The sequence below is a fragment of the Actinoallomurus soli genome (genome assembly GCF_024055715.1).
Lineage (GTDB): Bacteria > Actinomycetota > Actinomycetes > Streptosporangiales > Streptosporangiaceae > Actinoallomurus > Actinoallomurus soli.
This window is the reverse complement of the sequence record NZ_JAMXMV010000029.1, coordinates 60,395-78,010: the sequence shown is the minus strand read 5'-3', so window position 1 is coordinate 78,010 and position 17,616 is coordinate 60,395. Positions and strand designations below refer to the sequence as shown.

The following is a 17,616-nucleotide window of genomic DNA, read 5'->3' as shown; positions in this document are numbered from 1 at the left end:
ACCCCGTCCGAACGCGAGTCCGAACCGAACAACTCAGTGTGGGTTCCCCCGGGCCGGCCGCCTTCCGGCGTCCCGCTCCCCTGGGGGCGAAGAGAACATTACGGCCGCCTTGAGACCCCGTCAAATCGGCGCTATGCGATCTCACACGCGCTGATCACGGGGAGCTCCCGTCCACGACTCGATCTGCGCGATCAAGGTCTCAGGAGAGTCGAAGCGGTGCCGCGTAGAAGCTGTCAACGCCTGTGCTGCCCGAGATGACCACCTCATCGCAGCCGGCTGCCGAGCGGGGTGACCCCCACCGTAAGTAGATCAACGGCCTGCCGGCCCGGAGTATTCCCGCGGCGACCTCGATCGAGGCCACTCACCCGATCGAGGCGATTCCCGAGGTGCCTCAGCGGCTTCCCCATCGCCCCAGGGACTCGACGGCGCCCTCCGATCGGGCCGGCTGTTCGACCCGCACGCCGGGCCGCGATGAAGGGCCGACGGCCTGAAGACCATCGCCATCGCCGTCCAACAGGCTCCGCCGCACCACCCGCCTGCAGATCGGGCGTCGTACGAGGACCTGCTCAGGCCGGAGCTCATCAACGGTCGGTGGTCCTGCGCGGGACGGGCGACCTCCCGCCTGGCACGGGCGGCGCCCCGCCTCGGGCGCCGCCCGGTGAGTTCACTCGGAGGTGACGGTCACGCCGCCGATGTTCCGCTTGCCGCGCCGGAGCACGAGGAAGCGGCCGTGCAGCAGGTCACCCTGAGCGGGTACCGCCGACTCATCGGTGACCTTCACGTTGTTGACGTACGCGCCGCCCTGCGCGACCGTGCGCCGGGCCTCGGACTTACTTCCCACCAGCCCGGTCGCCGTCAGCAGGTCGACGACGGGAGGCAGCGGCCCGGACACCGTCGCTGACGGCACCTCCGCGAGGGCGCTGCCCAGCGTGCGCTCGTCCAGCTCCGCCAGATCGCCCTGGCCGAACAGCGCGCGCGAGGCGGCGATCACGCGCTGCGTCTCATCGGCGCCGTGGACGAGGGTGGTGAGCTCCTCCGCGAGGGCTCGCTGCGCCGCTCGGGCGGCAGGACGCTCGCTGGTCGCCTTCTCCAGCTCCTCGATCTCCTCCCGGCTCCGGAAGCTGAAGTACTTCAGGTAGGTCGGAACATCACGATCGTCGGCGTTCAGCCAGAACTGGTAGAAGGCGTACGGCGAGGTCAGCTCGGGGTCCAGCCAGTACGTCTCGCCGCCGGCCGTCTTGCCGAACTTCGTGCCGTCGGCCCGGGTGACGAGCGGGGTCGTGAGCGCGTGCGCGCTTCCGCCCTCCACCCGCCGGATGAGGTCGACGCCCGCCGTGAGGTTGCCCCACTGGTCGCTGCCACCGGTCTGCAGCCGGCAGCCGTACCTGCGGTACAGCTCCAGGAAGTCCATGGACTGCAGCAGCACGTAGCTGAACTCGGTGTAGCTCATCCCGGTGGTGTCCAGCCGGGACTTGACCGTCTCCCGGGCGAGCATGCGGTTGACGGGGAAGTGCTTGCCGATGTCGCGCAGGAACTCGATGGCCGACATGGGGCCGGTCCAGTCGAGGTTGCTGACGATCAGGCCGCGGTCGCCGGTCAGATCGAGGAACCGTGACACCTGCCCTCGGATGCGCTCGACCCAGCCGGCGACGACCTCCTCGGAGTTGAGCGTGCGCTCGGCGCTCTTGCCGCTGGGGTCGCCGATGAGCCCGGTGGCGCCGCCGACCAGGCCGATCGTCCGGTGGCCGGACTGCTGGAACCGGCGCAGCGTCAGGAGCTGCATCAGGCTGCCCACGTGCAGCGAGGGCGCGGTCGGGTCGAAGCCGCAATAGAGCGTGACCGGCCCCGAGGCGAGCATGGCCCGCAGATCGTCCAGGTCGGTGGACTGTGTGATCAAGCCCCGCCAGGCAAGATCGTCCAGGATGTCGGTCACGGTCTTCCTCGTCTCGTACGTACGTCCGGTCTCTTCCAAGGATGCCGGACGGGTCCGGCACCAAGGTAACGGGTCACCGGAGGGGTCTCCCACCGTATTCCGCCCGCGCGGCGCCGACCGGTCGGCCGGGAGACCCTCGGCCCACTCTCACGCGCGCGGATGTACAGGACCGGGCGCTCCCGCGTGGCGTGCGGGCCGCACACGCCTTAGCGGCGCACCTCCGGATCCCGTCGGCGGCGGGGCGTGTGCAGGCGGTACGCGGACACGCTCGGGTCCCCGTCGATCCAGAACCGCCAGGGCACGTCCTTGGCGCTGGTCACCCCCGTACGAGGCCCGGTGCGCACCTCGGCGGGCGCCGTGCCCGGCAGCACGCGCAGCGGGCTCTCCGGATCGCACACGTCGGCGCCGTACAGGGCGCGGTCGATGGCGAGGGCCTCGCAGAGCCGGGCCGGACCCCGGGCCAGGTCGCGCACCGAGGAACGCGGCCGGCGCGCCATGGCCAGCTCGCGGCCCTCGACGATCTCCCCGGCCCGGATGAGCACGGCCGCGGCGGTCCCCTCCTCCAGGCACACGAGGTTCACGCAGTAGTGCATGCCGTACGTGAAGTACACGTACGTGTGGCCCGGCGGGCCGAACATGACCGCGTTGCGGTCCGTCCGGCCCCGGTAGGCGTGCGAGGCGGGATCGAGGGGACCGGCGTACGCCTCGACCTCCGTCAGGCGCACCGCGACCGTGCCCTGGGGGGAGGAACGCTCGAGCACGCACCCGAGCAGGTCGGGTGCGACCTCTTCGGGCAGCCGGTCGAAGAACGCGCGCGGAAGCGGAGCCGTCATCAGGCCCCCGCGGCCGCCCAGGAGGCGTGACCGTCGACGAGGGAGCGCAGCGCGGTGAGCTGCTCGGCGACGCGCTCCGGGGAGGTGCCGCCGTACGCCTTGCGCGCGGCCAGCGCGCCCTGGACGGAGAACACGTCGCGGACGTCCGGGGTCAGGTGCGGAGAGACCTTGGCGAGCTCGTCGTCGGTGAGGTCGCCGAAGTCCTTGTCGTTGACCTGGCACCAGACGACGAGGTGGCCGACGACCTCGTGCGCGTCGCGGAACGGCACGCCCTTGCGGACCAGCAGCTCGGCGACGTCGGTGGCCAGCGCGAACCCCTGCGGCGCGAGGGCCTCCAGGCGCGCGGTGTTGACGCGCATGGTGGCGATGAGGCCGGACATGGCGGGCAGGACGAGCAGGAGGGTGTCGACGGCGTCGAACACACCTTCCTTGTCCTCCTGCAGGTCGCGGTTGTAGGTCAGCGGCAGGCCCTTGAGCGTGGTCAGCAGGGCGGTGAGGTGGCCGATGAGCCGGCCGGTCTTACCGCGGGCCAGCTCGGCGACGTCCGGGTTCTTCTTCTGGGGCATGATCGACGACCCGGTCGCGTAGGTGTCGTCCATCTCGATCCAGCGGAACTCCTGGGACGCCCAGAGGACGACCTCCTCCCCCAGCCGCGACAGGTGCACGCCGATCAGGGCCGCCGCGGCGAGGAACTCCACGGCGTAGTCGCGGTCGCTGACGGCGTCCATCGAGTTGGGGGCGGCCGCGTCGAAGCCGAGCTCCTCCGCGACGGCCTCGGGGTCCAGCGGCAGCGAGGATCCGGCGAGCGCGCCGGAGCCGAGCGGGCTGATCGCGGCCCGCTTGTCCCAGTCCCGGAGCCGGTCGACGTCGCGGGCGAACGCGTGCACGTGCGCCAGGAGTTGGTGGGAGAAGAGCACCGGCTGGGCGTGCTGCAGGTGGGTCATGCCCGGGGCGGCCACGCCGAGGTTGTGGTCGGCCTGCGCGATCAGCGCCGTCTCCAACTCGACGAGGCGGGACACGATCTGCCGGACGTGGTCCCGCAGGTACAGCCGCAGGTCGGTGGCGACCTGGTCGTTGCGGCTGCGCCCGGCGCGCAGCTTTCCGCCGAGGGCGCCGAGGCGTTCGAGCAGGCCGCGTTCGAGCGCGGTGTGGACGTCCTCGTCGGCGACGGCCGGCCGGAAGTCGCCGGAGCGGCAGGCAGCGTCGAGGTCGTCGAGCGCGTCGAGCATGCGGCGCAGCTCGTCCTCGGTGAGCAGGCCCGCGCGGTGCAGGACCCGCGCGTGGGCCCGCGACCCCAGCAGGTCGTACGGGGCGAGCCGCCAGTCGAACTGCACGCTGACCGACAGCCGGGCGAGGGCCTCGGACGGACCGCCCTCGAACCGGCCGCCCCACAGCCTGGTCGGCGTCTTGCGCTGCTGGTCGTCCGTCACGCTGTTCTTCTCCCTGGGAAGGCTGTTGGCAGGCGTCCTTGACCGGCCGCCGATGCGAAACTACTGCATGTCAGGCGGGCCGTGTCGGCGGCCGCCCGCAGGCGGCCGTAAAGCTCGATCATGAAGTGGTCCCGGCGTGCGCCGGGGGTTCGCCCCGGGCCGGAGCCTCGGTCGGGCACCGCTACGGGCGGTGCCTCAGGGCGTGTCCGGTGGACACGCCCTAAGATCGTCGCTCGGCGGGCTCGGGGACCGCCGGCGCGCCGACGGGCTCCCAGGACGGGCCCGCGCCGAGGTCGCGCGGGATGCGCGGGGCGCGTTCGTCCGGCCGTCGCTCGGTCAGCGCGAGCAGGGCCGCCGCGAGGTCGTCGCCGCCCGAGGGATCGCGCGCGATCACCAGGACGGTGTCGTCGCCGGCGACGGTGCCGAGCACAGCGGGCCAGTCGGCATGGTCGATGGCCGAGGCGAGGAACTGCGCGGCGCCGGCCGGGGTCCGCACGATCACGAGGTTGGCGGAGGCCTCGGCCGAGACCAGCAGCTCCTGGGCGAGCCGGGCCAGCCGGCCGCCGAACGTCTCCGCGGCGCCGGTCCGGGCCCGGCGGATGCGCTCGCCGCCCTCTCCAGGCACCGCGTAGATCAGTGAGCCGTCCTCGGCGCGCAGCTTGACCGCGCCGATGTCGACGAGGTCGCGCGACAGGGTGGCCTGGGTGACGTCGACGCCGGCGTCGGCGAGCAGCCGGGCCAGCTCGCTCTGGGAGTGCACGGCGTTGCGTCCGAGCAGCTCGATGATCCGCGACTGCCGGGCCGTTTTCGTCAGGGGCGTGGTCATGGCGACCCCAGTATGCCCGGCAGGGCCGTCACAAAGGAGTCGATCTCGTCGGACGTGATGACCAACGGCGGGGCGAGGCGTACGGCCTGCGGTGCGACCGCGTTGACGAGGAAGCCGGCGTCGCGGGCGGCGGCCTGGACGGCCGCGGACTTCGGCTCGGTGAGGACGATCGCCCGCCACAGCCCGCGGCCGCGGACGCCCGCGAGGAGCGGGTGGTCGATCGCCTGGATGCCGGCGGCGAGCTGGTCACCGATCTTGGTGACGTGGTCGAGGAGCCCGTCGCGCTCGATGGTGTCGAGCACGGCCAGCGCGGCCGCGCAGGCCACCGGGTTCCCGCCGAACGTCGAGCCGTGGTCGCCCTTCTCGAACGCCGTGGCGTACGGGCCGAAACCGACACAGGCGCCGATGGGCAGGCCGCCGCCGAGCCCCTTCGCCAGGGTGATCACGTCGGGGCGGACGCCCTCGTGCTGGTGCTGGAACCAGGTGCCGGTGCGGCCGATGCCGCTCTGGATCTCGTCGAGGACGAGCGCCGCGCCGGCCTCGTCGCAGATCGCCCGCGCGGCGGTGAGGTAGCCCTCCGGCGGTGGGATGACGCCGGCCTCGCCCTGGGTGGGCTCGAGGAAGACGGCCGCGCAGTCGCCGGTGACGGCGGCGCGCAGCTCCTCGACCGAGCCGTACGTCACGAACCGCACGTCCGCGGCGTACGGGCCGAACGGCTCGCGGATCGACGCCTTGCCGGTCAGCGCGAGGGAGCCCATCGTACGGCCGTGGAAGCCGCTCTCGGCCGCGACCACGTAGCTCCTGCCGGGGCCGGCGTGCCGCCGGACGAGCTTGTAGGCCGCCTCGTTGGCCTCGGTGCCGGAGTTGGCGAAGAAGACGCGCCCGTTCCCGCCGAGCAGGCCGAGCAGCCGCTCGGCGAGCAGCACCTCGGGCTCGTGCAGGAAGAGGTTCGAGGTGTGCGCGATCGTGGCGACCTGCGCGGACACCGCCTCCACGATCGCCGGGTGCGCGTGCCCGAGCGAGGAGACCGCGATGCCGCCGATCAGGTCGAGGTAGGCGTTGCCGTCGGTGTCCCAGACGCGGCAGCCCTCGCCGCGGGCCAGCGCGACCGGTGGGACGCCGTAGTTGGGCATCAGCGCCGCTTCGAACCGTTTGCGCAGGTCGTTCATGCCGGCACCACCATCGTTCCGATTCCCTCGTCGGTGAAGACCTCCAGCAGCAGCGCGTGCGGGACCCGGCCGTCCAGGACGTGGGCCCGCGGCACCCCGCCGCGTACCGCCCGCAGGCACGCCTCCATCTTCGGCACCATGCCCGCCGACAGGTCGGGCAGCAAGGTCTCCAGGTCGTCGGCGGTGATCTGGTCGATCACCTCGGAGGCGTCCGCGGAGCCGTCGGCGGGCCAGTCGGAGTAGAGGCCCTCGACGTCGGTCAGCACGATCAGCTTGCCCGCCTGCAGGGCGACGGCCAGCGCGCCCGCCGCGGTGTCGGCGTTGACGTTGTAGACCTCGCCGTCCTCGCCGCGCGCGATGCTGGAGATCACCGGGATGCGGCCGTCGTCGAGAAGGCTGCGGACGGCGCCGGTGTCGACGTCGACGATCTCGCCGACCATGCCGAGGTCGATCTCCCTGCCGTCCACGACCGCGGTCTTGCGCTCCGCGGTGAACAGCCGGGCGTCCTCCCCCGACATGCCGACGCCGAACGCGCCGTGCTGGTTGAGCAGCCCGACGACGTCGGGTCCGACCTGGCCGACCAGCACCATGCGGACCACGTCCATCGTCTCCGGCGTGGTCACCCGGAGCCCGGCCGTGAAGGTGCTCTCCAGGCCGAGCCGGTCGAGCTGGGCGTTGATCTGCGGGCCGCCGCCGTGCACGACGACCGGGCGGAGCCCGGCGTACCGGAGGAAGGCGACATCGCGGGCGAACGCCAGCCGCAGCTCGTCGTCGATCATGGCGTGGCCGCCGTACTTGATCACGACGGTCGTGCCGTGGAACTCCTCGAGCCAGGGCAGCGCCTCGATGAGCGTGGCCGCCTTCTGCAGGGCGACGGCGCCCGCCCGCGTCCGGATGCGCGGTTTCGTCGTCATGAGGAGTACGCCGAGTTCTCGTGGACGTAGTCGGCGGTCAGGTCGGTGGTGTGCACGGTCGCGGTGTGGGCGCCGGAGCCGAGGTCGACCGTGATGGTCACGTCCCGTGGCCGCATGTCGACCTTGGAGCGGTCGTCGCCGACGGACCCGTTGCGGCACACCCAGACGCCGTTGATCGCGACGTTGAGCCGGTCGGGGTCGAAGACGGCCTCGGTGGTGCCGACGGCGGACAGCACCCGCCCCCAGTTCGGGTCCTCGCCGTGGATGGCGCACTTCAGCAGGTTGCTGCGGGCCACCGCGCGGCCGACGAGGACCGCGTCGTGGTCGTCGGCCGCGCCGACGACCTCGATCGCGATCGCCTTGGTGGCGCCCTCGGCGTCCAGGAGCAGCTGCCGGGACAGGTCGGCGCAGATGTCGGTGACCATACGGGCGAGCTCGTCCTCGGACGGGGTCACCCCGCTCGCGCCGCTGGCGAGCAGCAGGACGGTGTCGTTGGTGGACATGCACCCGTCGGTGTCGAGCCGGTCGAAGGTCACCTCGCACGCCCGCCGCAGCACCCGGTCGAGCGTCTCCGCGTCGACGTCGGCGTCGGTCGTGATGACGCAGAGCATGGTGGCGAGGGCCGGCGCGAGCATCCCCGCGCCCTTGGCCATGCCGCCGACCGTGTACCCCTCGGTCGCCCGGCGGAAAGCGATCTTGGCGACGGTGTCCGTGGTCCGGATCGCGTCGGCCGCCGGGAGGCCGCCGTCGCGGGACAGCTCACGGGCCGCCTCCTCGACGCCCTCCAGCAGGGGGTCCATGGGCAGCCGCTCGCCGATCAGGCCGGTGGAGCAGATCGCGACCTCGCCCGCCGAATCGCCGAGGAGCTCGGCGACCTTCTCCGCGGTCCGGTGCGTGTCCTGGAAACCCGCCGGGCCGGTGCAGGCGTTGGCTCCGCCGGAGTTCAGCACGACGGCGCGCACCCGGCCGCCGCGCAGCACCTGCTCGGACCACAGCACCGGCGCGGCCTTCACGCGGTTGCGGGTGAAGACTCCGGCCGCCGCGCGGGACGGACCGTCGTTGACGACGAGGGCGAGGTCGCGTTCACCGCCCTTCTTGATGCCGGCGGCGAGTCCCGCCGCTCTGAAGCCGAGAGGTGCGGTGACGCTCACGGGGCGACTCCGATCGTGGTGAGACCCAGTTGTTCGGGGAAGCCGAGGGCGAGGTTCGCGCTCTGCACGGCCCCGCCGGCGGTGCCCTTGGTCAGGTTGTCGATGGCGGCCACCGCGATGACGCGGCCGGCCCGCTCGTCGAGCGCGACCTGGACGACGGCGGTGTTCGCGCCGAGCGTCATCGCGGTCGCGGGCCACTGCCCCTCGGGCAGCAGGCGGACGAACGGCTCGCCGGCGTACGCCTGGGCGTACGCCTCGCGCAGGCTCTGCGCGGTGACGCCCGGCGCGGCCTTGGCCGAGCAGCTGGCGAGGATCCCCCGGCTCATCGGCGCGAGGGTCGGGGTGAAGGACACGGTGACCGGGTGCCCGGCGACCGCGGACAGCTGCTGGGTGATCTCCGGGGTGTGCCGGTGGACGCCGCCCACGCCGTACGCGCTCATCGAGCCCATGACCTCGCTGCCGAGCAGGTTCGGCTTCGGCGCGCGCCCCGCTCCGGAGGTGCCGGAGGCGGCGACGATCACGGCCTCGGGCTCGGCCAGCCCGGCGGCGTACGCGGGGAACAGCGCCAGCAGCGACACGGTCGGGTAGCAGCCCGGCACCGCGACCCGCCGGGTGTCGCGGAGCCGCTCGCGGTTGCCCGGCAGCTCGGGCAGGCCGTACGGCCACGTGCCGGCGTGCGTGCCGCCGTAGTAGTGCTCCCACTCGGCCGGGTCGGAGAGCCGGAAGTCGGCGCCGCAGTCGACGACGAGCACGTCGTCGCCGAGGCCCTCGGCGATCGGCCCGGACTGCCCGTGCGGCAGGGCCAGGAAGACCACGTCGTGGCCGGCCAGGGTCTCGGGCGTCGTCTCGGCGAGGACCCGGTCCGCCAGGGGGTGCAAGTGCGGCTGGTGGGCTCCGAGGAGGGTGCCCGCGCTCGACGCGGCGGTCAGCGCGCCGATCTCGAACTCGGGGTGGCCGGACAGAACGCGCAGCAGCTCACCGCCCGCATAGCCGCTCGCTCCGGCGACCGCCGCCCGCGTGCCCATCGTCTCCCCCTCCGTCGATGCGTTAAGTATGCATTTCCCTGCATCATCATGCAACCGCAGTCCGGCATCCAAGAAAACGTTAGGGTCCTGCCCATGCGCCGCATCGCCGTGCTCTCCCTCCCCCTGGCCCTCCTGCTCGCCGCGGCCGGCTGCGGCTCGGGCGGCGGACCGAAGACCGCGACGACGCCCCCGGCCCGCGCGGTGGACTGCGGGCAGATCGACACCGCCGGCGGCGCCTCCGCGTACCTGAAGGTCACCAGGGGTTCGGCTCCGTGCGGGGAGGCGGTGTCCGTCTACAAGGCGTTCTTCGCGGCCATCGCCGAGGGCAGGGCACCCGGACAGGGCAGCGGAGGCGGCCTCGCGGTCCAGGGCTGGTCGTGCGTGATCTATCCGCCCGACCAGATCCAGCAGAGCGGCCGCGGCGCCGACTGCGCCAAGGGCGGCACCACCGTGACCGCGTTCCAGAAGGCGCACTGACCGCCCCCTCGATCCGGCGAGAGGCCACTTCCCTTCCTCGGCGATTCTTCGACGGCCTCGATTCGGGTATGTCGTTCTGCCCCGATATGTCGCTGTTTCAAGGAGAGAAGAAGTGGCTCGCCATACGGAGCTCGAGCGAAAGTACGACGCCGAGGCCGACTTCGTGGTCCCGGACCTGGAGGTACGGGTCGGCGCCCCCGCCACGCACACCCTTCAGGCCCGTTACTTCGACACGGAGGACCTGCGCCTCGCCGCCCGCGGCATCACCCTGCGCCGGCGGCAGGGCGGTGACGACGCCGGATGGCATCTGAAGCTACCGGCCGGGAAGAACACCAAACGCGAGATCCAGCTGCCGCTCGGCGAGAGCGCGCAGACCGTGCCGGCGGAACTGGCCACGCTCGTCACCGCCCACACCCGTGGCCGGCCGCTGACTCCGGTCGCCGAGGTGGAGACCCGCCGGATCGAGCGCCCGCTGCTCGACGAGGACGGCCGGGTGCTGGCCAAGCTCGCCGACGACACGGTGCACGCGCACCCGTTCGGGCCGGGCGGCGGCGAGGTCCGCCTGATGACATGGCGGGAGATCGAGATCGAGGCCGTCACCGCCTCCGACGGCTTCCTGGCGGCCGTCGGCGACCATCTGCTCGCCGCCGGGGCACGGGAGGCGGCCGCCCGCTCGAAGCTCGCGCGGACGCTGGAGACGGTCCCCTCCGCCGCGCCCCCGCCGGCCACCGGCACGGCCGGCGACGTGTTCCTGACCTATCTGGGCCGGCACTTCGGCAAGATGCTGGCCTACGACCCGCTGGTCCGCCTGGCCGACCACGACGACGACTCGGTGCACAAGATGCGGGTGTCGGTCCGGCGGATGCGCAGCCTCCTGCGCACCCACCGGCGCATGATCGATCCCGCGCGTGCGGCCGGGCTGGACGCGGAGCTGAAGTGGCTGGCCGGCGCCCTGGGCGAGGTCCGCGACCTGGAGGTCCTGCGGGCGCGGTTCGAGCGGCGCCTGGAACAGGTGCCGGACGCCGGCCGGGAGCCGACCTGGCTCGCCGCGATGGCGGCGGAGGAACTCCGCGCCCGCGACCGGCTCCGCGAGACGCTGTCCTCGACCCGCTACCTGTCCCTGTTGGACAGCGTCGACGCCTTCCTCGCCGCCCCGCCACTTCTCCCCCGGCGCTCCGGCCACCGGGCCCGTACGGAGACGGCCAAGGCCGTGGCGAAGTCCTGGCGGAAGATGCTGCGCCGCCACGCCCACGCGGCCGGCCTGCCCGCCGGTCCCGCGCGCGACGCGGCCCTGCACCGGACCCGGAAGGCCGCCAAACGCGCCCGCTACACCGCCGAGGCCGCCGCACCCGCCCTGGGCTCCCCCGCCAAGAAGCTGGCCCGCCGGGCCGAGCGGCTGCAGGAACTGCTGGGCGCGCACCACGACGGCGTCGTCGCCGCCGAGCGGCTCGGCGAGCTGGCCCGCCGTCCCGGGACGCCGGCCACCGAGGCGTTCGCCCTCGGCCGGCTCGCCGAGCGGGAGGAACGCGACCGGGAACGCGTGCTCCGGGAGCTGCCGGCCGTCGTGAAGAAGGCCGCCAAGCCCAAGCCGCTCCGCAAACTCGGCGGTAGCTGACCGACGCGCCGATCTCCGAGCGGCGCGGCCGGGCGCCTCCGGCCCGCGCGGGACCGGAGCCGATACCGCCGGCGCGCCGAAGCGCCTCCCGCCCGCGCCGGAGCCGGTACCGCCTGGGCCGGAGCCGGTACCGCCCGTGCGTCGCGGCGCCTTCCGCCCGCCCGGGGATCGAAGCCCACGCCACCGGCGCGCCGAAGCGCATCACACCCGGCCGGAGGCCGAAGCTCCCACCGCCGGCGCGCCGAGGCGTCTCCTGCCTCCGGCGCGGGGTGGCCCGGATTGGCCAAGGTTTTCGCTGGATTTCTCCCACCGGTCTTGATCAGTTGCGGATCGCTTGAGATCACTGTCCTGCCCCCGATGACCCCGAACCCGAGGCAGGACCCCCATGACCATCGACCGTCGACGATTCCTGCAAGTGGCCGGCGGGACCGCCGCGATGACCGCGCTGTCCACGAGCATCGCCCGCGCGGCGGAGATCCCCGCGGCCCGGCGCAGCGGCACCCTGCGCGACATCGAGCACATCGTGGTGCTCATGCAGGAGAACCGGTCCTTCGACCACTACTTCGGCACGCTGCGCGGCGTACGCGGCTTCGGCGATCCGACCCCCGTGACGCTCCCCGGCGGGAAGCCCGTGTGGTACCAGTCCGACGGGACGAAGGACGTCCTTCCGTTCCGGCCGGACGCCGCCGACCTCGGTATGCGGTTCCTCCAGGACCTCGACCACAGCTGGAACGGCGGCCACGCCGCCTGGAACAACGGCGCGTACGACCGGTGGGTGCCGGCCAAGACGGCCACCACCATGGCCTACCTCACCCGCGAGGACATTCCGTTCCATTACGCGCTGGCCGACGCCTTCACGATCTGCGACGCCTACCACTGCTCGATGATGGGGCCGACCGACCCGAACCGGTACTACATGTGGACGGGCTACACCGGCAACGACGGTACGGGCGGCGGTCCCGTCCTGGGCAACGACGAGGCCGGATACTCCTGGACCACCTATCCCGAGCGCCTGGAGAAGGCCGGGATCTCCTGGAAGATCTACCAGGACGCCGGCGACGGCCTCGACGCCAAGGGCTTCTGGGGGTGGACGAACGACGCCTACATCGGCAACTACGGGGACAACTCACTGTTGTACTTCACGCAGTACCAGAACGCCCGGCCCGGCGACCCGCTGTACGACCGGGCCCGGACCGGCACCGACGCCAAGAACGGGCAGGGGCTCTTCGACATCCTCAAGGCGGACGTCACGGCGGGCCGCCTGCCGCAGATCTCCTGGATCGCGGCTCCGGAGGCGTTCACCGAGCACCCGAACTGGCCGGCCAACTACGGCGCCTGGTACATCGCCCAGGTCCTGGACGCGCTGACGGCGAATCCCGACGTGTGGAGCAGGACGGCGCTGTTCATCACCTACGACGAGAACGACGGCTTCTTCGACCACGCCGTGCCGCCGTACCCTCCGACGTCTGCCGCCCAGGGGCGCTCGACGGTGGACGTCGCCGGTGAGGTCTACCACCAGGCGGGATCCGGGACGAACGTCACGGGCCCGTACGGCCTCGGGCAGCGCGTCCCGATGTTCGTCGTCTCGCCGTGGAGCAAGGGCGGCTGGCTGTGCTCTGAGGTCTTCGACCACACCTCGATCATTCGGTTCATGGAGCGGCGCTTCGGCGTCCGTGAGCCGCACATCTCGGCCTGGCGCAGAGCGGTCTGCGGCGACCTGACCTCGGCGTTCGACTTCGGCCGTACGGCCGCGGCGATGCCCGCCCTCCCCGACACCAGCGGCTACCTTCCCCCGGACCGCGACCGGCACGCCGACTACGTGCCGAAGCCGCCGGCGCACCCGGCCCTGCCCCGGCAGGAGCGCGGCCTGCGCCCGGCACGGCCGCTGCCGTACGACCTGGCTGCGGACGGCCGGGCGAGCAGCACCGGTCTGGTGATCGACTTCGCCGAGCACGGCGCGGCGGCCGCGGTCTTCCACGTCACCTCCGCGAGCCACGCGGGCGGCCCCTGGACCTACACCGTCGGCCGCGGCAGCCGCCTCTCCGCGACCTGGGGCCCGGGCCCGTACGACGTCGAGGTGCACGGGCCGAACGGGTTCCTCCGGCGGCTCGCGGGTCCCGGCGGCGCCGGGCCGGAGGTGACGGCCCGCCACGAGGGGGCCGGTGAGCAGATCCGCCTCGTCCTGACCAACGGTGGCGAGAAGCCCGTACGGCTGACGGTCAAGGACGCCTACGGAGACGAGCGCCCGGTGACGTACCGGCTCCGGCCCGGCGGGCACGCCGTCCACGTGGCGTCGGCCCGTCGCCGCCACGGCTGGTACGACCTGTCGGTCACCTCGGACCACGACGAGAGGTTCGCCCGGCGGCTGGTCGGCCACGTCGAGACCGGCCGCCCGAGCACCAGCGACCCGGCGATCGCCACGGTCTGAGCCCAACGACCGTCGCCACGGTCTGAGCCCAACGACCGTCGCCATGGTTTGAGCCAGGCGCTCGTCGCCACGGTCTGAGCCGAACGACCGTCGCCACGGTTTGAGCCAGGCGACGGTCGCCGCGACGGGCGGCGCGCCGTGGTCACGCGTGCGTGACCACGGCGCGGCCCCTCGTCAGGCGCCGCGCAGGACGGCGCCGACCCGCTCGGCCGCCGCTGCGACGGCGGCGTCCCGGACGGCGGTCGTCTCCTCGGCGGTGAGCGTACGGTCGGGGGCGCGGAAGCGCAGCGTGTAGGCCAGCGACTTGTTGCCCTCGCCGACCTGCTCCCCCGTGTAGACGTCGAACAGCCGGATCGACTCCAGCAGCCCGGCGGCGCCGTGGCCCTCGACGCCCGCCCGCAGGGCGGCCTCCACCTCGGCCGCGGGGACGTCCCGGGCCACGGTGAGCGCGATGTCCTGGGTGGCCACCGGGTACGTCGCGATGTGCGGCGCGAGCACCGTACCGGCCGCCTTCGACTCCAGCCGGCTCAGCTCGAGCTCCATCGCGCAGGCGCGGGCCGGCAGGTCGAACGCCTTCGTCACACGGGGGTGCAGCTCTCCCGCGTGGCCGACGAGCGTCCCGTCGGCGAACAGCGCGGCGCAGCGGCCGGGGTGCCAGGGCGCGTGCCGGTCCGCCTTGACCTCCAGCTCGACGCCCGCCTCGGCCGCGACGATCCGCGCGGCCTCGATGGCATCGGCCCAGGTCGCCGGGCGGCCCTCGCCCCACCAGCCGGCCGGCTCGCGGCTTCCGGCCAGGACGACCGCGACGCGGAACGGCTGGTCGGGCAGAGCCGCCTCGATCGCGGCGAGCTCCTCCGCGGTGGGCGCCCGGTCGACCGGCGGCCGGGGCGGCGTCGGGGCGTCCGGTCGGGGCCGGTAGACCAGGCCCGTCTCGAACAGGGCGACGTCGGTGAAGCCGCGCCCGAGGTTGCGGTGCAGCGTGCGCAGCATCGCCGGCAGCAGCGTCGTCCGGAGGTACGGCTCGTCCTCGGTGAGCGGGTTGGCCAGCCGCAGCGCGCGCCGGCGGGCGTCGTCGGCGGGCAGCTGCAGCGCGTCCCAGTCGGCCGCGGACACGAACGGGTAGTCGATCACCTCGTCGTATCCCGCGGAGGCGAGAGCGCGGCCGACGCGGCGGCGCAGCCGCTGCGCCGGGGTGAGGCCACGGCCGGCCACCGAGCGCGGCGCACGGGCCGGGATGTTCTCGTAGCCCTCCAGCCGGATGACCTCCTCCGCGAGGTCGTTCGGGTCGCGCAGGTCCGGCCGCCAGGACGGCGGCGTCACGGTCAGGACGTCCTCGCCGGTGACCTCGCAGCCCACGTCACGGAGCCGCCTGACCACCGTGTCGCGGCCGTACGCGACGCCCGCGACGCGGTCCGGGTGGTCCGCGGCGACCGTGATCGTGACGTTCTCCGCCGGCGCCTCGGCGTGGGTGACCCCCGGAAGGATCTCCGCACCACCGAGCTCGGCGAGCATCCGGACGGCCCGGTGGGTCGCCACGAGCGGCAGCTCCCGGTCGACGCCGCGCTCGAACCGGTACAGCGCCTCGCTCTTGAGCTTGTGGCGGCGGCCCTGGCGCGCCAGGTCGCTCGCCGAGAAGTGCGCGCCCTCGATCACCATGTCGGTCGACTTCTCGTCGATCTCGGTCGTCAGGCCGCCCATCGTGCCGGCCAGCGAGATCGGGCCCGACCCATCGGTGATCAGGACGTCGTCCGGGTGCAGGTCCCGTACGACGTGGTCGAGGGTCTCCAGCCGTTCGCCGGGCTCCGCGCGGCGCACGACGATCGGGCCGGTGAGCTTGGCCCGGTCGAAGGCGTGCAGCGGCTGGCCCAGCTCCAGCATGAGGTAATTGGTGACGTCGACGGCCAGGGACACCGAGCGCATCCCGGCGCGGGCCAGCCGGACCCGCAGCCACAGCGGAGACGGCGTGTCCGGCGCGAAGCCGCGCACCTCCCGCAGCACGAAGCGGTCACAGCCGGTCGGGTCCGCGATGCTCGCGGGGTACGACTCGCCGGTCTCGGCCGGGACCTCGACGTCGGCCGGGTCACGGAACGGCACGCCGAACGCGGTCGCCGCCTCACGGGCCACGCCGCGGATCGACGCGGTGTAGCCGCGGTCGGGCGTGATCGCGATGTCGAGCACCTCGTCGCGCAGCCCGGCCAGCTCGACGAAGTCGGCGCCGAGCGGCGTGTCCGCCGGCAGGACGAGGATGCCGGGGCTGCTCTCGGCCAGGCCGAGCTCGGCCTCGGAGCAGATCATGCCGTCGGACACCCGGCCGTACGTCTTGCGCGCGGCGATCTTGAAGCCGCCGGGCAGGACGGCCCCCGGCAGCGAGACCGGGACCCGGTCGCCGACGGTGAAGTTGGTCGCACCGCAGACGATGCCGCGCGGCTCCGCCTCGCCGACGTCGACCTGGCAGAAGCGGATCGGCTTCTTGAAGCCGGTCAGCTCCTCGATCTCCAGGATCTGGCCGGTGATCACGCCGGACACGTCGTGCCCGACGGCCTCGACGGACTCGACCTCCAGGCCGGCCGCGATCAGCTTCTGGGCGATGTCACGGGCGGTGACCACGGCGGGCAGCTGGGCGTACTCCCGCAGCCACGAAACAGGGACGCGCATCAGATCTCCATCCCGAACGCCTGGGTGAAGCGCACGTCACCCTCGAACATGTCGTGCATGTCCTCGACACCGTGCCGGAACATCAGCGTCCGCTCGACGCCGAGGCCGAACGCCCAGCCGCTGTACCGCTCCGGGTCGACCCCGGCGGCGACCAGCACCCGCGGGTTGACCATGCCGCAGCCGCCCAGCTCGATCCAGCCCTCGGACCGGCAGGTGCGGCAGGGCTCGCCGCCCGGCTCGGCCGAGGCGCCGCGGCAGACGAAGCACTGCATGTCCACCTCGGCGGACGGCTCGGTGAACGGGAAGTAGTACGGGCGGAACCGGGTCTTCAGCCCCGCGCCGAACATTCCGGTGACGAACGCGCCGATGGCACCGCGCAGGTCGGCCATCGTGATCCCCTCGTCGACGACGAGGCCTTCCATCTGGTGGAAGACGGGGCTGTGCGTCGCGTCGAGCTCGTCGGTGCGGAAGGTGCGGCCGGTGCACACGACGTAGACGGGCAGCTCACGGGTGAGCAGGGCGCGGATCTGCACCGGCGAGGTGTGGGTCCGCAGGACCAGCCCGGAGTCCTCGGACTCGACGAAGAAGGTGTCCTGCATCTCGCGCGCCGGGTGGGCGGGCGGGAAGTTGAGCGCGTCGAAGTTGAACCACTCGGCCTCGACCTCGGGGCCCTCGGCCAGCTCGAAGCCCATGGAGACGAAGACGTCGGCCATGCGCTCGGCGATGGTGGTCACCGGGTGGCGGGCGCCGCGCGGGTTTCGGTCGAACCGCAGGGTGACGTCGACGGCCTCCTCGACGAGGACGCGCTGGTCGCGCTCCTCCTCCAGCTCGGCCTGACGGGTCTTGAGCGCCTCGGAGACCTCACGGCGGGCCGTGCCGACACGCTTGCCCGCTTCGGCCTTGGCGTGCGGCGGCAGGGCGCCGATCTCCCGGTTGGCGAGCGCGAGCGGCGAGCGGTCGCCGGCGTGGGCGAGGCGGACCTGCTTCAGCTCGTCGAGGCTCGCGGCGGCCCTGATCGCGGCGAGGGCCTCATCCCGCGCGCGGGCCACCTCGTCCGGATGGAGCGCGGTGACCTCGACGGGGTCATATGACTTGTTGGGTGCGGACATGAGTGTCAGTTACTCCAGCAATGGCGGAACGGCGATCGAGTCTAGTCGGCG

General features: G+C 73.0%; 13 protein-coding genes. 3 read left to right on the top strand and 10 right to left on the bottom strand.

The features are described 5' to 3' along the window. Window positions 1-664 precede the first annotated feature (664 nt). The 8 genes from tyrS to argC all read right to left on the bottom strand — a co-directional run bounded on the left by tyrS (window position 665) and on the right by argC (window position 9,281). Entirely contained in the window at window positions 665-1,933 is a 1,269-nt protein-coding gene (gene tyrS / locus NDW01_RS38440) for a tyrosine--tRNA ligase (protein WP_252829344.1), read from the bottom strand. A 206-nt stretch (window positions 1,934-2,139) separates the two neighbouring features. Continuing rightward, on the bottom strand, window positions 2,140-2,766 hold the full coding sequence (locus NDW01_RS38435; protein ID WP_252829342.1) for a DNA-3-methyladenine glycosylase: 627 nt from the start codon (window positions 2,764-2,766) through the stop codon (window positions 2,140-2,142). After that, window positions 2,766-4,196 (bottom strand): argininosuccinate lyase, encoded by a 1,431-nt coding sequence (gene argH / locus NDW01_RS38430; RefSeq protein WP_252829340.1) that lies wholly within the window; start codon window positions 4,194-4,196, stop codon window positions 2,766-2,768. The genes NDW01_RS38435 and argH overlap by 1 nt, the downstream gene beginning before the upstream one ends. 220 nt (window positions 4,197-4,416) lie before the next feature. Continuing rightward, window positions 4,417-5,022: an arginine repressor gene (locus tag NDW01_RS38425; protein ID WP_252829338.1), complete on the bottom strand. Its 606-nt coding sequence runs from the start codon at window positions 5,020-5,022 to the stop codon at window positions 4,417-4,419. Further along, window positions 5,019-6,191, bottom strand: coding sequence for an acetylornithine transaminase (locus NDW01_RS38420; RefSeq protein WP_252829336.1), 1,173 nt, complete (start codon window positions 6,189-6,191; stop codon window positions 5,019-5,021). Before NDW01_RS38420 ends, NDW01_RS38425 begins: the two co-directional genes overlap by 4 nt. Further along, entirely contained in the window at window positions 6,188-7,105 is a 918-nt protein-coding gene (gene argB / locus NDW01_RS38415) for an acetylglutamate kinase (protein WP_252829335.1), read from the bottom strand. The genes NDW01_RS38420 and argB overlap by 4 nt, the downstream gene beginning before the upstream one ends. Continuing rightward, on the bottom strand, window positions 7,102-8,256 hold the full coding sequence (gene argJ / locus NDW01_RS38410) for a bifunctional glutamate N-acetyltransferase/amino-acid acetyltransferase ArgJ (protein WP_252829334.1): 1,155 nt from the start codon (window positions 8,254-8,256) through the stop codon (window positions 7,102-7,104). Before argJ ends, argB begins: the two co-directional genes overlap by 4 nt. Beyond that, entirely contained in the window at window positions 8,253-9,281 is a 1,029-nt protein-coding gene (gene argC / locus NDW01_RS38405) for an N-acetyl-gamma-glutamyl-phosphate reductase (protein ID WP_252829333.1), read from the bottom strand. Before argC ends, argJ begins: the two co-directional genes overlap by 4 nt. Window positions 9,282-9,374: 93 nt before the next feature. On the opposite strand from argC, the gene NDW01_RS38400 reads away from it, so the two are divergent. From NDW01_RS38400 to NDW01_RS38390, 3 genes are all read left to right on the top strand, one after another. Continuing rightward, window positions 9,375-9,758, top strand: coding sequence for a hypothetical protein (locus NDW01_RS38400; RefSeq protein WP_252829332.1), 384 nt, complete (start codon window positions 9,375-9,377; stop codon window positions 9,756-9,758). Window positions 9,759-9,870: 112 nt separating this feature from the next. Further along, on the top strand, window positions 9,871-11,373 hold the full coding sequence (locus NDW01_RS38395) for a CYTH and CHAD domain-containing protein (protein ID WP_252829331.1): 1,503 nt from the start codon (window positions 9,871-9,873) through the stop codon (window positions 11,371-11,373). Between the two features lie 385 nt (window positions 11,374-11,758). After that, window positions 11,759-13,801 carry a phosphocholine-specific phospholipase C gene (locus tag NDW01_RS38390; RefSeq protein WP_252829330.1) on the top strand — a complete coding sequence of 681 codons (2,043 nt, stop codon included), beginning with the start codon at window positions 11,759-11,761 and terminating at the stop codon, window positions 13,799-13,801. Window positions 13,802-13,975: 174 nt separating this feature from the next. Here NDW01_RS38390 and pheT read toward each other — a convergent pair whose 3' ends face one another. Both pheT and pheS read right to left on the bottom strand, forming a co-directional pair. Beyond that, complete coding sequence (gene pheT / locus NDW01_RS38385; RefSeq protein ID WP_252829329.1) at window positions 13,976-16,456, bottom strand: phenylalanine--tRNA ligase subunit beta; 2,481 nt, start codon at window positions 16,454-16,456, stop codon at window positions 13,976-13,978. Further along, window positions 16,456-17,565, bottom strand: coding sequence for a phenylalanine--tRNA ligase subunit alpha (pheS, locus tag NDW01_RS38380; RefSeq protein ID WP_252783345.1), 1,110 nt, complete (start codon window positions 17,563-17,565; stop codon window positions 16,456-16,458). The genes pheT and pheS overlap by 1 nt, the downstream gene beginning before the upstream one ends. Window positions 17,566-17,616 lie beyond the last annotated feature (51 nt).

What these genes read in the sequence shown, in the direction of transcription:
- NDW01_RS38435 (WP_252829342.1), bottom strand. Translation starts at nt 2,766, where the DNA reads ATGACGGCTCCGCTTCCGCGCGCGTTCTTCGACCGGCTGCCCGAAGAG.
- NDW01_RS38425 (WP_252829338.1), bottom strand. Translation starts at nt 5,022, where the DNA reads ATGACCACGCCCCTGACGAAAACGGCCCGGCAGTCGCGGATCATCGAG.
- NDW01_RS38420 (WP_252829336.1), bottom strand. Translation starts at nt 6,191, where the DNA reads ATGAACGACCTGCGCAAACGGTTCGAAGCGGCGCTGATGCCCAACTAC.
- argB (WP_252829335.1), bottom strand. Translation starts at nt 7,105, where the DNA reads ATGACGACGAAACCGCGCATCCGGACGCGGGCGGGCGCCGTCGCCCTG.
- argC (WP_252829333.1), bottom strand. Translation starts at nt 9,281, where the DNA reads ATGGGCACGCGGGCGGCGGTCGCCGGAGCGAGCGGCTATGCGGGCGGT.
- NDW01_RS38400 (WP_252829332.1), top strand. Translation starts at nt 9,375, where the DNA reads ATGCGCCGCATCGCCGTGCTCTCCCTCCCCCTGGCCCTCCTGCTCGCC.
- NDW01_RS38390 (WP_252829330.1), top strand. Translation starts at nt 11,759, where the DNA reads ATGACCATCGACCGTCGACGATTCCTGCAAGTGGCCGGCGGGACCGCC.
- pheT (WP_252829329.1), bottom strand. Translation starts at nt 16,456, where the DNA reads ATGCGCGTCCCTGTTTCGTGGCTGCGGGAGTACGCCCAGCTGCCCGCC.
- pheS (WP_252783345.1), bottom strand. Translation starts at nt 17,565, where the DNA reads ATGTCCGCACCCAACAAGTCATATGACCCCGTCGAGGTCACCGCGCTC.